The organism is Mesorhizobium sp. 10J20-29, from assembly GCF_054130485.1.
Genome location: NZ_CP199156.1, coordinates 2,233,764 through 2,246,741 on the forward strand (window position 1 = coordinate 2,233,764; position 12,978 = coordinate 2,246,741).

The following is a 12,978-nucleotide window of genomic DNA, read 5'->3' on the forward strand; positions in this document are numbered from 1 at the left end:
AATGACCGATCGCGTAGAGATCTCTGGCCTGCGTGTTGCACGCGCGCTGCATGACTTCGTTTCTGGCGAGGTCCTGCCGGGAACGGGCGTAGACGAAGCCGGGTTCTGGAGCGGTCTCGCCTCGGTCGTTGGCGATCTCGCGCCGCGCAATCGCGACCTTCTTGCCAAGCGCGCCGCCTTGCAGGAGGCCATCGACGCCTGGCACCGCGATCATGGCGCTCCTTCCGACATGGAAGCCTACAAGTCGTTCCTGACCGATATCGGCTATCTCGTGCCCGAAGGCCCGGCCTTCAGCGTGACCACCGACAATGTTGATCCCGAAATCTCGACGGTGGCCGGGCCGCAGCTCGTCGTGCCGGTGGCCAATGCGCGCTATGCCCTCAATGCCGCAAATGCGCGCTGGGGTTCGCTCTACGACGCGCTCTATGGCACCGACGCCATCCCGGAGGACGGCGGCGCCAACAAGGGCAAGGGCTACAACCCTGTTCGCGGCGAAAAGGTGATTGGCTGGGTGCGCGACTTTCTGAACGAGGCCGTTCCGCTGGACGGCGCCGCCTGGCAGGACGCGCGCGGCTTCTCGATCGAAGGGGGCCGGCTGGTAGCCAAGCTCGATGGCGGCAGCGCCGGCCTGAAACAGCCGGAGAAGTTCGCCGGCTACATCGGCGAAAAGGCCTCGCCCGAGCGGGTTCTGCTGGCCAACAACGGCATCCACATCGAGATCCTGATCGACGCGACATCGACGATTGGCAAGTCCGATCCTGCCCACATATCCGATGTCTGGCTGGAATCGGCCCTGACGACGATCCAGGATTTCGAGGATTCGATCGCCGCCGTCGATGCCGAGGACAAGGTCTCGGCCTATCGCAATTGGCTTGGCCTGATGAAGGGCGACCTCGAAGAAGAAGTCACCAAGGGCGGCAAGAGCTTCGTGCGCAGGCTGAACCCCGACCGCACCTACCCGGCGCCGGACGGATCGCCCTTCGAACTGGTCTGCCGCTCGCTGATGCTGGTTCGCAATGTCGGACACCTGATGACCAATCCCGCGATCCTCGACGCCGATGGCAACGAGGTCCCGGAGGGAATGATGGACGCTGCGGTCACGGCGCTGATCGCCATGCACGACATCGGGCCCAAGGGACGTCGCAAGAACTCGCGCGCCGGCTCGATGTACATCGTCAAGCCGAAGATGCACGGACCGGAGGAAGTCGCCTTCGCGGTCGAGATATTCGGTCGGGTCGAGAAGATGCTTGGCCTCGCGCCGAACACGCTGAAGATGGGCATCATGGACGAGGAGCGCCGCACGACGGTTAACCTCAAGGAATGCATCAGGGCCGCCAGGGAGCGCGTGGTGTTCATCAACACCGGCTTCCTCGATCGCACCGGCGACGAGATCCGCACCTCGATGGAAGCCGGCCCGATGATCCGCAAGGGCGACATGAAGCAATCGGCCTGGATTTCCGCCTACGAGGCACGCAATGTCGATGTTGGGCTCGAATGCGGACTGGCGGGCCACGCGCAGATCGGCAAGGGCATGTGGGCGATGCCCGATCTGATGGCGGCGATGCTGGAGCAGAAGATCGCGCATCCGCAGGCCGGCGCCAATACCGCCTGGGTGCCATCCCCGACGGCGGCTACGCTGCATGCCACCCATTACCACAAAGTCGACGTGCACGCCGTGCAGGCGAGACTGAAGGACCGGCCGAAGGCGAAGCTTGAGGACATATTGTCCATCCCGGTGGCCGTGCGTCCGAACTGGACGCCCGAGGAAATCCAGAAGGAGCTCGACAACAACGCGCAGGGAATACTTGGCTATGTCGTGCGCTGGATCGACCAGGGCGTCGGCTGCTCGAAGGTTCCGGACATCAACGATGTTGGCCTGATGGAAGATCGTGCGACCCTGAGAATCTCCTCGCAGCACATTGCAAACTGGTTGCACCACGGCGTGTGCAGCCAGGCCCAGGTGATGGAGACGATGAAGCGGATGGCCGGTGTCGTCGACCGCCAGAACGAAGGCGACCCGCTGTACCACCCGATGGCGGCGAATTTCGAGGGCTCAATTGCCTTTCAGGCCGCCTGCGATCTCGTCTTCAAGGGGCGCGAGCAGCCGAGCGGCTATACCGAGCCGGTGCTGCATGCGCGCCGCCTTGAGCTCAAGGCATCGCGTGCGCAGGGCTGACTCCAGCGCTGACCGGGGCCCGGCCGCCGCGCCTTTCGGTAGCGTCGGCTTTGCCGACAGGTTGTCGACGCCGCCATCCGGCTGGATGAAGCACCCATGAAACTGCTCGCCATCGACACCGCATCGGTCATTTGCGCGGCCTGCGTCTACGACACGGCGGCCCGACAGGAGGACGGCCGCGCCGTCCTCGATCTCGGCAAGGGCCATGCAGAGCACCTGATGGCGGTGGTTGGCGACGCTATGCAACGGGCGAAAATCACGTTTCCGGAGCTCGACGCGGTGGCGGTGAGCATCGGCCCCGGTTCTTTCACCGGCGTGCGGGTCGGCGTTGCGGCGGCGCGCGGTCTGGCCATGGCCCTGAAGGTGCCCGCAATCGGCGTGACGACGCTGGAGGCTCTGGCCGCCGAGGCGCGCCAGCGCTTCGGCGAGGTGACGGTGATGAGCGCACTCGACGCAGGGCGGGGCGAGATCAACGCTGCCGTCTACGGCGAGACGGGCGCAACGCTCGTCGAGCCCACCGTGATGACGCTCGATGAGGCCGTCCTTCTGGCGCGGCGCCGTTCAACCGTGGTTGTTGGTTCCGCCGGGCCGCGGATCGCTGTGGAACTGCCCGCAGTCAAAACCGGCTCAACGTCGGCAACCGCCGATATCGGCTACTATGCGGCGATTGCCGCCGGCCGCGATGCGGGGGGCGAGAAGCCGCGTCCGCTCTATCTGCGCGGCGCCGACGCCAAGCCGCAGGCCGGTTTCGTCCTGCTGAGGCAGGCGACATGATGCGCATTCCCTTCCTGAAGCCGCGCGGCCGTGACTATTTCCTGGAGCCGCTGGCCCAGTCCGACAGTCCGGCGGTCTCGCGGCTGCACCAAGAGGATTTTCACCGGCCCTGGACCGATGGCGAGTTCGCCAGCCTGCTCGCGCAGGACACGGTGTTCGGCTTCGTGGCGCGAGAGACCGGCCGTGGCCACGAGGCGCCGGCGGGTTTCGTGCTCGCCCGGCTGGCCGCCGACGAGGCGGAAATCCTGACCATTGCGGTGGCGCGCTCACACCGCAGGCAGGGACTCGGCTGGAAGCTGATGGACGCGGTGCTGCGCGAGCTTCACCGCCAGCGCGCCGAGGCGCTTTTCCTCGAGGTCGATGAAACCAACGCGCCGGCAATCGCTCTCTACCGGCGCTTCGGCTTCTCCGAAGTCGGCAAGCGTCCGAACTATTACCAGTCGGCCACCGGCGCGTCGGGCGCGCTTGTCATGCGCCGCGATCTTCGCTAGCCAGTGGGCCTCTGCCGGGAGATGAAAAGCGCGCCATGATTGGCTGGGCAAGGCTCGTGATCGCGCTTTCCTGCGTCCTCTTGGCGACACTGCTGCTGGTGCCGGTACAACTGCTGGCCATGCGGACGGGCTGGTTCAGCGAAAATTTCGCGCGCGGCCTGTGGCACAGGGTCAACGTCAAGGCGCTCGGATTCCGCATCCACGTAGTCGGCGAAATGACCGCTCAACGGCCGCTGCTGATTGCCTCCAACCACATTTCCTGGACCGACATCGAGGTCATGGCCTCGCACTTCGACATGACCTTCATCGCCAAATCGGACATCGACGCATGGCCGGGGGTCCGGCGGCTGTTCAGGCTGCAGCGGCCGATCTATGTCGAGCGCACGCGGCGGCGAAAGACGGGCGAGCAGGCCGGCGAGATTGCCGAGCGCATGGCGGGCGACCAGCCCATCGTGCTCTTTCCGGAAGGCACGACCGGCGACGGCAACATGATCCTGCCCTTCAAGACCTCGCTGTTCGGCGCGGCATCCCTGGCGATTGACAGCGGCATCCGCGAAACCGTTCACATCCAACCGGTGGCCATCGCCTACACGCGCATCCACGGCGTCCCGATGGGCCGTCTCCACCGCCCGCTCGCCGCGTGGATCGGCGACACCGAGCTGTGGCCGCACCTGGCCGACCTGCTGCGTGGCGGCGGAATCGACGTCGAACTGCATTTCGGCGAGCCGGTCGCCTTTACCGCCGGCACCAGCCGCAAGGAGGCTGCCAGGCTGGTGGAAATTCGGGTCCGTTCCATGCTGCAGGCTGCTCTGCGCAACCCGCTTCCGTCCGCGTAGAAGATCGACGGCAGATTCGCCTGTTTTTTGCCGCGGGAACGCATTAGAAAGCGCCGCATGGAACAAGAACAGCTTTCAGAGCGGCCTGGTGCCGCCCCGACCTCCGAGATCGGGACGGCCACAAAGAAGGTCTTCGTCAAGACCTATGGCTGCCAGATGAACGTCTATGATTCCCAGCGGATGACCGACGCGCTGGCCGCGGATGGCTATGTCGGCACCGAGGCGATCGAAGAAGCCGACCTCGTGCTCCTGAACACCTGCCACATTCGCGAAAAGGCCGCCGAGAAGGTCTATTCCGAACTGGGACGTATTCGCGGCCTTAAAGCCGAGCGCGCCCGAAATGGACTGGAGACGATCGTCGGCGTTGCCGGCTGCGTGGCGCAGGCCGAGGGCCAGGAGATCATGCGGCGCGAGGGCGCCGTCGACCTGGTGATCGGGCCGCAGACCTATCATAAGCTACCCGAGGCGCTGCGCAGGGTTCGCGGCGGTGCCAAGGTCGTCGAAACCGATTACGCCATCGAGGACAAGTTCGAGCACCTGCCGCAGCCGCGCCGGGCGCAGATCGCTGGCCGTGGCGTGACCGCATTCCTGACGGTGCAGGAAGGTTGTGACAAGTTCTGCACCTTCTGCGTCGTGCCCTACACCCGGGGATCCGAAGTCTCGCGCCCGGTGGCGCAGATCGTCGCGGAAGCGCGACGTCTCGCCGAGAACGGCGTCCGCGAGATCACGCTGCTCGGGCAGAACGTCAACGCCTGGCACGGACTGGGCCCCGACGGCGCCGAGTGGGGCCTCGGCAGACTGCTCTTCGCACTGGCCGAGATTCCCGGGTTGGCACGCCTGCGTTATACGACGAGCCACCCGCGCGACATGGACGACGAACTGATAGCCGCGCATCGCGACCTGCCGGCGCTGATGCCCTATCTGCACCTGCCGGTGCAGAGCGGGTCGGACCGCATCCTGAAGGCGATGAACCGGCGCCACACGGCTGAGGACTATCTGAGGCTGATCGAGCGTATCCGCGCCGCGCGGCCTGATATTGCCATGTCGGGCGACTTCATCGTCGGATTTCCCGGCGAATCCGAAAGCGATTTTGAGGCCACCATGGAATTGGTGAGAAAGGTCCGCTACGCGCAGGCCTACTCGTTCAAATACTCGCCGCGCCCGGGTACGCCGGGCGCCGAGATGGACGACCACGTGGCCGAAAGCGTGAAGGACGAGCGGCTGCAGCGCCTGCAGACATTGCTGTTCGAACAGCAGCGCGAATTCCTTTCCGGCCTGGTTGGCAGCGGCATGGATGTGCTCATCGAAAAGCCCGGCCGCAAGCCCGGCCAGCGTGTCGGTCGCTCGCCCTGGCTGCACCCCGTTATTGTTGATGAAACCGCCGGCGAAATCGGTGACATTGTCAGTGTGCGAATCATTAACGCAGGCCAAGGCAGCCTGTTCGCCGATCCGGCATGACGGCGGATGACAACGAGGAGAGTCGTTTGAGCGCTACCGAGTTGAAGGACCCGCCCTCTGGGGCGTCGGACATGGCGCATATCGTTCTGACATTCGACAACAATAAGCTGGCCAGCGCGCTCTACGGCCAGTTCGATGAGAACCTGGCGCGTCTCGAACAGAAACTCGGCGTCGACATCCACTCGCGCGGCAACCAGATCACCATCAAGGGTTCGTCCTCGGCGGCCGAACAGGCGAGGCGCGCGCTCGACAATCTCTACGGCATACTCCAGAAGGGCGCCGACATCGGCCAGTCCGACGTCGACGGCGCGGTGCGCATGGCGATTGCAGCGGACGACCAGATGACGCTGCCGACGCTTGAGCGGAAGGGCAAGATGGCCGCCGCCCAGATTGCCACGCGCAAGCGCACCATTTACGCCCGATCGCTCAACCAGGACGCCTATATGCGCGCGCTGGACCGTTCCGAACTGGTATTCGGCATCGGGCCGGCCGGAACCGGCAAGACCTACCTGGCGGTCGCCCATGCGGCAATGCTGCTCGAGCGCGGCATGGTCGAGCGCATCGTGCTGTCGCGTCCTGCCGTCGAGGCCGGCGAGCGTCTGGGCTTCCTGCCGGGCGACATGAAGGAAAAGGTCGACCCCTACCTGCGGCCGCTCTACGACGCGCTCTACGACATGATGCCGGCCGACAAGGTCGAGCGGGCTATCGCCGCCGAGGTGATCGAGATCGCGCCGCTGGCTTTCATGCGCGGCCGAACATTGGCCCACAGCGCGGTGATCCTCGACGAGGCGCAGAACACCACGCCGATGCAGATGAAGATGTTCCTGACCCGGCTTGGCGAGAATTCGCGCATGATCGTCACCGGCGATCCGACTCAGATCGATCTGCCGCCCAATACCAAGTCGGGCCTGGTTGAGGCGCTTCGTATCCTCGACGGGGTATCAGGCTCCGTCACCGTGCGCTTCACCGACAGCGACGTGGTCCGTCATCCGCTTGTCGCGGAGATCGTCAAGGCCTATGACCGAGACTCCAAGATGGCGCGCGGCTTCGGCGCCAGCGAAGGGTGAAAAAGGCCGGCGCGCGTTTGCCGGCACGGATGTGATGCGTTCAACCTGGCCAAACATCGAGATCGATCTCCTTGTCGAGGCAGGGGCGTGGCCGCAGGAGTCCGATCTCCTCGAGATCACCTCGGATGCAGTCGGCGCGGTGTTGGCTGAGCTGGACCCGCCTTCGGGTGCGGCTACCGAACTCAGCGTCGTGTTTTCCGACGACGCCCATATCGCCGCCCTGAACGCCGAGTGGCGCGGCAAGGACAGCCCGACCAACGTGTTGTCGTTTCCGGCCTTTCCCGTAGCCATTGGCGCCCCGCTGCCGCCAATGCTTGGCGACATCATTCTTGCCAGTGAGACCGTCGAGCGCGAGGCGCGGCTGGAAGGCAAGGTCCTGCAGCACCACATATCGCACCTCGTCATCCACGGGCTGCTTCACCTGCTCGGTCACGATCACGAGAATGATGCGGATGCGGAGGCCATGGAGGGCATCGAGCGGGCCGCTCTTGCCAGACTTGCCATTCCCGATCCCTACGCGTAACAGAAGCGGAAACCAACCGGACGACGATGAACGATATTCCTGAGCCTGCCCCAAAGCCGGAGACGGGCGGTACAAAACCCGCCGCCGACGGCGCGGAAGAGGGACCTAGTCCCAGCACGACGGCGCCTGAGGTCTCGGCCGATCGGCCGACACTGCTTGGCCGCCTCTCGGGGCTCTTCAAGCCGCGAAACGGCTCCAACCTTCGCGACGAACTGGCCGATGCGCTGGCCGAGACGGACACCGGCGGCGAATCCTTCTCGCCCGGCGAGCGTGCCATGCTGCACAACATCCTCAGGTTGCGCGAGGTGCGGGTCGAGGACGTGATGATACCGCGCGCCGACATCGAGGCGGTCGAGATCAACACCAAGCTCGGCGAGCTGATGGCGGTATTCGAGCAGTCGGGCCATTCCCGCATGCCTGTCTACGCCGAGACGCTCGACGACCCGCGCGGCATGGTGCACATCCGAGACGTCCTGGCCAACATCACCAAGGTCGCGCGCACAAAGAAGGGCCGCGGCGGCAGGAAGCCGGCAGCCGTGACACTCGACCTCGGCAATGTCGATCTTTCCAAGACGATCGGCGAACTCAACCTCATCCGCACGGTGCTCTTCGTGCCGCCTTCGATGCTGGCCTCTGACCTGATGGCGCGCATGCAGGCGGCGCGCACCCAGATGGCACTGGTCATCGACGAATATGGCGGCACCGACGGGCTGGTCTCGCTGGAAGACATTGTCGAGATGGTCGTCGGCGACATCGAGGATGAGCATGATGACGACGAGCCGATGATCACGCAGTCCGGCGATGGCGTCTTCGTCGTCGACGGCAAGGCCGAGATCGACGACGTAGCCAAACTGATCGGCGAGGATTTCGCAGCCGGGGAGCATGGCGACTATGTCGATACGATCGGCGGCATGATCTTCAATACGCTCGGCCGCGTGCCGGCCCGCGGCGAGGTCGTCCAGGCCATACCGGGCTTCGAGTTCCACGTGCTCGATGCCGACCCGCGGCGCGTCAAGCGGGTCCGTATCGTCAACATCCTGAAGGCGGAGCGCCGTCGACGCGCCGCCCGAGCGGACCAGCCGAGCTCCTGAGGCCTTCAGGCCGTTTGGAACAGCCCGCCCATCCTGCTAAAGCTGCCGTCGTGATTCTGGGGACCAGATCCGCGGGCGATTCGGCGCGGAAGCTGGCAAGGCATGAGCAGGATAGCGAATGGAGCGTCTGGCTGGGCGGATAATTCTGCTTTGGGGCTGGCGCCGCGCCTTGGTGGCTTTCACCGCGGGCGCGCTTGCCGTGCTGACGCAGGCGCCGTTCGATTTCTTCGCCGTCGGCTTTGTGTCATTTCCGGTGCTGGTCTGGCTGCTCGACGGCGCCACCGTACCGCGACCCGCTGCGCTGACCAGGCGCCTGGCGCCGGCCCTTTCGATCGGCTGGTGGTTCGGTTTCGGCTATTTCCTTGCCGGGCTTTGGTGGATCGGCAACGCGCTGCTTGTAGAGGCAGACAGTTTCGCCTGGGCGCTGCCCATCGCAGTTGTAGGCATTCCGGCGCTTCTTGCCATCTTCTATGCCTTCGCCTGTGCACTGGCCTGGCTGCTTTGGACAAACAACATCAGCAGGATCGCCGCGCTCGCCTTCGCCTTCGGTCTGGCGGAATGGCTGCGCACCTTCCTGTTCACAGGTTTCCCGTGGAATCCCATTGGTTTCGCTGCAATGCCGACGCCTCTCCTGATGCAGAGCGTCAAGCTGGTCGGCGTAATCGGGATGAATGCGCTGGCGGTGTTCGTCTTCTCGACGCCGGCGCTGTTTGCGGCGCGCCGCAACCTTGGCCTGGGCGTGGCGACCGCGCTGGCGCTGGTCGCCGCGCACCTTGGCTACGGCTTCTACAGCATGGGCGTCAGGCTGCCCGAAACGGCCCAAACGCTCCCAGTGCGAATCGTGCAGCCTGCCGTGGATCTTTCCGAAAAGTGGGACAACAACGTGCGCGACCGGATATTCGCCACCACGCTCGAATTGTCGGCGCGCCCGCCGGAGGCCGGATCGCCGGCGCCGAAGCTGATCCTCTGGCCCGAAACGGCAGTCCCCTTCCTGTTCACCGACCGGCCAGACGCGCTGGCCGCGATCGGCGAGATGCTGCAGCCGGGGCAGCTGCTGCTGACAGGGGCGGTGCGCGCCGAACCCGGCAGCGGCACCGACGCTCCCCGCTATTACAATGCGGTCATCGCGATCGACGACGGCGGGGAGATCGCCGACGCCGTCGACAAGGTGCACCTGGTGCCCTTCGGCGAATACCTGCCTTTCTCCGGCTTGCTTGCCAGACTGGGCATAGAGCAGTTGGTGGCCGGTCCGATGAACTTTGTCGCCGGCAGCCAGCGTCACCCCCTGGCCCTGCCGGGCGGCATCGTTGGACTGCCCTTCATCTGCTACGAGATAATCTTCCCGGATATAGTAGCAGTTGACGTTACGTCACCTGGGGTTATTGTGAACGTGACTAACGATGCGTGGTTCGGGGAGACGCCTGGCCCGTACCAGCATTTTCGGCAGGCGCAGGTGCGATCTGTGGAAAGCGGGATGCCGCTGTTGCGTGCAGCCAACACCGGGATATCCGGTGTTATCGATCCGCAAGGGCGGATCGTGGACGGGCTTGCGATGAATTCCAGGGGCATTCTCGACGTCGAGCTGGCCGTGCCGGCCAGCGCCTGGAACTCTTATTCGCAGGCCCGGCTCGTCGGTTTTGCAATTCTGTTGATCCTGGCTCTCTTTGCTGCGGCAGGCAGGGTGTGGCACGGGATGCGGGCAGTTTGACAGGGTTTGTTGCGCGGCACATAGTTTGCCGCATTTGGAATGACGAGACTGGCTGCAGACAGGTATTAGCTATTTGGGGGGCTGAATCGGACGGACAGGTGACAATTGGTCCGTCGTGATCGGCGAGAAGAACCATGGTCGACAGCAGCAACAAGAAGAAACCGAATCCGACCGACATCCATGTGGGGAGCAGAATAAGGCTGCGCCGCAACATGCTCGGCATGAGCCAGGAAAAGCTCGGCGAGAGCCTGGGCATAACGTTCCAGCAGATTCAGAAGTACGAGAAGGGCACGAATCGTGTCGGCGCGAGTCGACTGCAGGCCATCGCCAACATACTTGGCGTGCCCGTCGCATTTCTGTTCGAAGACATGCCTGGCGCAGAGCCGGCCGCCACTGGCGGGTTTTCGGAGGATGCCTCGACCGCCTTCGCTCTTGAATTCTGCACCAGCGCCGAAGGACTGCAACTGAACCGGGCCTTCGTGAAGATCTCCGACGCCAAGGTACGTCGCAAGATCATCGAACTGGTCAAGACGCTGGCCAGCGATCCCGCCGCCTGAGGGGCGGTCGCCGCTTGCCGGTCCTGAGTCGGGCGCCGCTCTCCGGGGAGCGGCGACACGCGGCTTGACGACCCCGGCTTGTCCTCGCTAACACGTTGTCCGCCTGAACTCGGCTTCCGCCGATCGGACTTTCAAGAGGGGACACCCGTGACGCGGCAAAACTACATTTTCACTTCGGAGTCGGTTTCCGAAGGGCATCCGGACAAGGTCTGCGACCGCATTTCGGACGAGATCGTCGATCTGGTCTATCGCGAAGTGAAGAAGGTCAAGCCGGAAGACGCCAAGCGCTATGAGCAATACGCCGTCTCGGACCCGTGGAGGGTTCGCGTCGCCTGCGAGACGTTGGCGACCACCAATCGCGTCGTGATTGCCGGCGAGGTCCGAGTGCCGCACACGCTGCTGAAGAAGGACAAGAACGGCGACGTCGTTCTCGACGCCAACAGTCACCCGGTGGTCAACCCGTCCAAGTTCAAGTCTGCTGCGCGCAAGGCCATTCGTGAGATCGGCTATGAGCAGAATGGCTTCCACTGGAAGACCGCAAAGATCGATGTGCTGCTGCACGGTCAGTCTCCCGACATCGGCCAGGGCGTAGACAACGCTTCCGACCGCCAGGGCGAGGAGGGAGCGGGAGATCAGGGCATAATGTTCGGCTATGCCTGCCGCGAGACGCCTGACTTGATGCCGGCGCCGATCTACTACAGCCACAAGATACTCGAGCTCCTGGCAGCCGGCCGCCATTCCGGCGAAGGCGATGTTGGCAAGCTGGGCCCGGACGCCAAGAGCCAGGTGACCGTTCGCTATGTCGACGGTAAGGCTGCTGAGGCCACGCAGATCGTGCTTTCCACCCAGCACCTCGATGGCAGCTGGGATTCGGCCAAGGTTCGCAAGGTGGTCGAGCCCTTTATCCGTGAGGCGCTTGGCGACCTGAAGATCGCAGACGATTGCAACTGGTACATCAACCCGACGGGCAAGTTCGTCATCGGCGGCCCGGACGGCGACGCCGGCCTGACCGGCCGCAAGATCATCGTCGACACCTACGGTGGCGCAGCGCCGCATGGCGGCGGCGCCTTCTCCGGCAAGGACACCACGAAGGTCGACCGCTCGGCCGCCTATGCCGCCCGCTACCTCGCCAAGAACGTGGTGGCCGCGAAGCTCGCGGACCGCTGCACGATCCAGCTTGCCTACGCCATCGGCGTCGCCCAGCCGCTCTCGGTCTATGTCGACATGCACGGCACCGGCAAGGTCGACGAGGCGGTGCTCGAAAGAGCGCTTCGCGTCGTGATGGACTTGTCGCCGTCCGGTATTCGCCGTCACCTCGACCTCAATCGGCCGATCTATGCGAAGACGGCTGCCTATGGCCATTTCGGCCGCAAGGCAGGACGCGACGGCTCGTTCTCTTGGGAGAGAACCGACTTGGCCAAGGCGCTCAAGGAAGCCGTCACCGCCTGACCGGAGACCGAACAGTGACAGTCGAGGGCAGGCGCAGCAGGGCGACCGAGGCGTTCTTCGGTCGCCGCAAGGGGCGGCCCATGAGTCCGCTCCAGCAGAATGCGCTGGAGCAGGGCATGCGACACTACGCCGTCGACCTGAAGGCCGCGGCGCCAGCCGAGCTCACGACATTGTTCGAGCGTGACGTGACCGATGTGCGGCTGGAAATCGGCTTCGGCGGCGGCGAGCACCTGCTGCATGAGGCGAGGACGCACCCCGACACCGGATTCATCGGCGTAGAGCCCTTCATCAATTCCATGGCCAAGCTGATGGGCGTGCTGGCGGAGGCCCCGCTTCGCAATCTTCGCGTGCATGACGACGACGCCACGCAATTGCTCGACTGGCTGCCGGACGCTTCGCTGTCGGGGATCGACCTTCTTTATCCCGATCCCTGGCCGAAGAAAAAGCACTGGAAGCGTCGCTTCGTCAGCCCGGACAACCTCGACCGTTTTGCCCGCGTCATGCAGAGCGGGGCGCGCTTCCGCTTTGCCTCCGACATTGACACCTACATCAACTGGACGCTGCTGGCCTGCCGGGCGCATGGCGAATTCCACTGGCAGGCAGACGACGCGCGCGACTGGAATACGCCCTATCCGGGCTGGCCTGGCACGCGTTACGAAGCCAAGGCGCTGCGCGAGAAGCGGCGGCCCTGCTACCTCACTTTCGTCCGCCGCTGAGCGGCCGGATGCCCGTCCGGGCGGCATGCAGGACTTGAAAGCGGCTGGCGCTTGGTCTATATCGGGTTCAAATTCTTGGTCGGTTTGACGAAGAGTGGGTCCACCCGGTCCCGCTCTTTTTTGTTAGCTGGC

At 64.5% G+C, this 12,978-nt stretch carries 12 protein-coding genes; all 12 read left to right on the forward strand.

Going from position 1 to position 12,978, the window contains the following annotated elements; translation table 11 throughout:
* The first annotated feature begins 1 nt into the window (after position 1).
* The 12 genes from ACT2BZ_RS10710 to trmB all read left to right on the forward strand — a co-directional run bounded on the left by ACT2BZ_RS10710 (position 2) and on the right by trmB (position 12,846).
* A complete protein-coding gene (locus tag ACT2BZ_RS10710) occupies positions 2-2,176 on the forward strand; it encodes a malate synthase G (RefSeq protein WP_457940956.1) in 2,175 nt (724 codons plus the stop codon).
* A gap of 96 nt (positions 2,177-2,272) precedes the next feature.
* Complete coding sequence (gene tsaB / locus ACT2BZ_RS10715) at positions 2,273-2,950, forward strand: tRNA (adenosine(37)-N6)-threonylcarbamoyltransferase complex dimerization subunit type 1 TsaB (RefSeq protein WP_457940957.1); 678 nt, start codon at positions 2,273-2,275, stop codon at positions 2,948-2,950.
* Positions 2,947-3,441, forward strand: coding sequence for a ribosomal protein S18-alanine N-acetyltransferase (gene rimI / locus ACT2BZ_RS10720; RefSeq protein WP_457940959.1), 495 nt, complete (start codon positions 2,947-2,949; stop codon positions 3,439-3,441). The genes tsaB and rimI overlap by 4 nt, the downstream gene beginning before the upstream one ends.
* A 35-nt stretch (positions 3,442-3,476) precedes the next feature.
* Positions 3,477-4,277 (forward strand): lyso-ornithine lipid O-acyltransferase, encoded by an 801-nt coding sequence (gene olsA / locus ACT2BZ_RS10725; RefSeq protein ID WP_457940960.1) that lies wholly within the window; start codon positions 3,477-3,479, stop codon positions 4,275-4,277.
* Positions 4,278-4,334: 57 nt separating this feature from the next.
* A complete protein-coding gene (gene miaB / locus ACT2BZ_RS10730) occupies positions 4,335-5,735 on the forward strand; it encodes a tRNA (N6-isopentenyl adenosine(37)-C2)-methylthiotransferase MiaB (protein ID WP_457940961.1) in 1,401 nt (466 codons plus the stop codon).
* Positions 5,736-5,806: 71 nt separating this feature from the next.
* Complete coding sequence (locus ACT2BZ_RS10735) at positions 5,807-6,802, forward strand: PhoH family protein (RefSeq protein ID WP_457940963.1); 996 nt, start codon at positions 5,807-5,809, stop codon at positions 6,800-6,802.
* A 34-nt stretch (positions 6,803-6,836) separates the two neighbouring features.
* Positions 6,837-7,325 (forward strand): rRNA maturation RNase YbeY, encoded by a 489-nt coding sequence (gene ybeY, locus ACT2BZ_RS10740; RefSeq protein WP_457940964.1) that lies wholly within the window; start codon positions 6,837-6,839, stop codon positions 7,323-7,325.
* Between the two features lie 26 nt (positions 7,326-7,351).
* Positions 7,352-8,416 (forward strand): hemolysin family protein, encoded by a 1,065-nt coding sequence (locus ACT2BZ_RS10745; protein ID WP_457940965.1) that lies wholly within the window; start codon positions 7,352-7,354, stop codon positions 8,414-8,416.
* A 118-nt stretch (positions 8,417-8,534) separates the two neighbouring features.
* Complete coding sequence (gene lnt / locus ACT2BZ_RS10750) at positions 8,535-10,124, forward strand: apolipoprotein N-acyltransferase (protein ID WP_457940966.1); 1,590 nt, start codon at positions 8,535-8,537, stop codon at positions 10,122-10,124.
* 134 nt (positions 10,125-10,258) lie between these two features.
* The gene (locus ACT2BZ_RS10755; RefSeq protein ID WP_457940967.1) at positions 10,259-10,681 is read left to right on the forward strand and encodes a helix-turn-helix domain-containing protein; all 423 of its coding nucleotides are present in this window, start codon (positions 10,259-10,261) and stop codon (positions 10,679-10,681) included.
* A 147-nt stretch (positions 10,682-10,828) separates the two neighbouring features.
* Positions 10,829-12,130 carry a methionine adenosyltransferase gene (gene metK / locus ACT2BZ_RS10760; RefSeq protein ID WP_457940968.1) on the forward strand — a complete coding sequence of 434 codons (1,302 nt, stop codon included), beginning with the start codon at positions 10,829-10,831 and terminating at the stop codon, positions 12,128-12,130.
* Positions 12,131-12,210: 80 nt separating this feature from the next.
* Positions 12,211-12,846, forward strand: a complete 636-nt coding sequence (gene trmB / locus ACT2BZ_RS10765) for a tRNA (guanine(46)-N(7))-methyltransferase TrmB (protein WP_457940969.1) — start codon at positions 12,211-12,213, stop codon at positions 12,844-12,846.
* Positions 12,847-12,978: the final 132 nt, after the last annotated feature.

What these genes read in the sequence shown, in the direction of transcription:
- trmB (WP_457940969.1), top strand. Translation starts at nt 12,211, where the DNA reads ATGAGTCCGCTCCAGCAGAATGCGCTGGAGCAGGGCATGCGACACTAC.
- ybeY (WP_457940964.1), top strand. Translation starts at nt 6,837, where the DNA reads ATGCGTTCAACCTGGCCAAACATCGAGATCGATCTCCTTGTCGAGGCA.
- rimI (WP_457940959.1), top strand. Translation starts at nt 2,947, where the DNA reads ATGATGCGCATTCCCTTCCTGAAGCCGCGCGGCCGTGACTATTTCCTG.
- ACT2BZ_RS10710 (WP_457940956.1), top strand. Translation starts at nt 2, where the DNA reads ATGACCGATCGCGTAGAGATCTCTGGCCTGCGTGTTGCACGCGCGCTG.
- ACT2BZ_RS10755 (WP_457940967.1), top strand. Translation starts at nt 10,259, where the DNA reads ATGGTCGACAGCAGCAACAAGAAGAAACCGAATCCGACCGACATCCAT.
- miaB (WP_457940961.1), top strand. Translation starts at nt 4,335, where the DNA reads ATGGAACAAGAACAGCTTTCAGAGCGGCCTGGTGCCGCCCCGACCTCC.
- tsaB (WP_457940957.1), top strand. Translation starts at nt 2,273, where the DNA reads ATGAAACTGCTCGCCATCGACACCGCATCGGTCATTTGCGCGGCCTGC.
- olsA (WP_457940960.1), top strand. Translation starts at nt 3,477, where the DNA reads ATGATTGGCTGGGCAAGGCTCGTGATCGCGCTTTCCTGCGTCCTCTTG.
- ACT2BZ_RS10745 (WP_457940965.1), top strand. Translation starts at nt 7,352, where the DNA reads ATGAACGATATTCCTGAGCCTGCCCCAAAGCCGGAGACGGGCGGTACA.
- ACT2BZ_RS10735 (WP_457940963.1), top strand. Translation starts at nt 5,807, where the DNA reads ATGGCGCATATCGTTCTGACATTCGACAACAATAAGCTGGCCAGCGCG.
- lnt (WP_457940966.1), top strand. Translation starts at nt 8,535, where the DNA reads ATGGAGCGTCTGGCTGGGCGGATAATTCTGCTTTGGGGCTGGCGCCGC.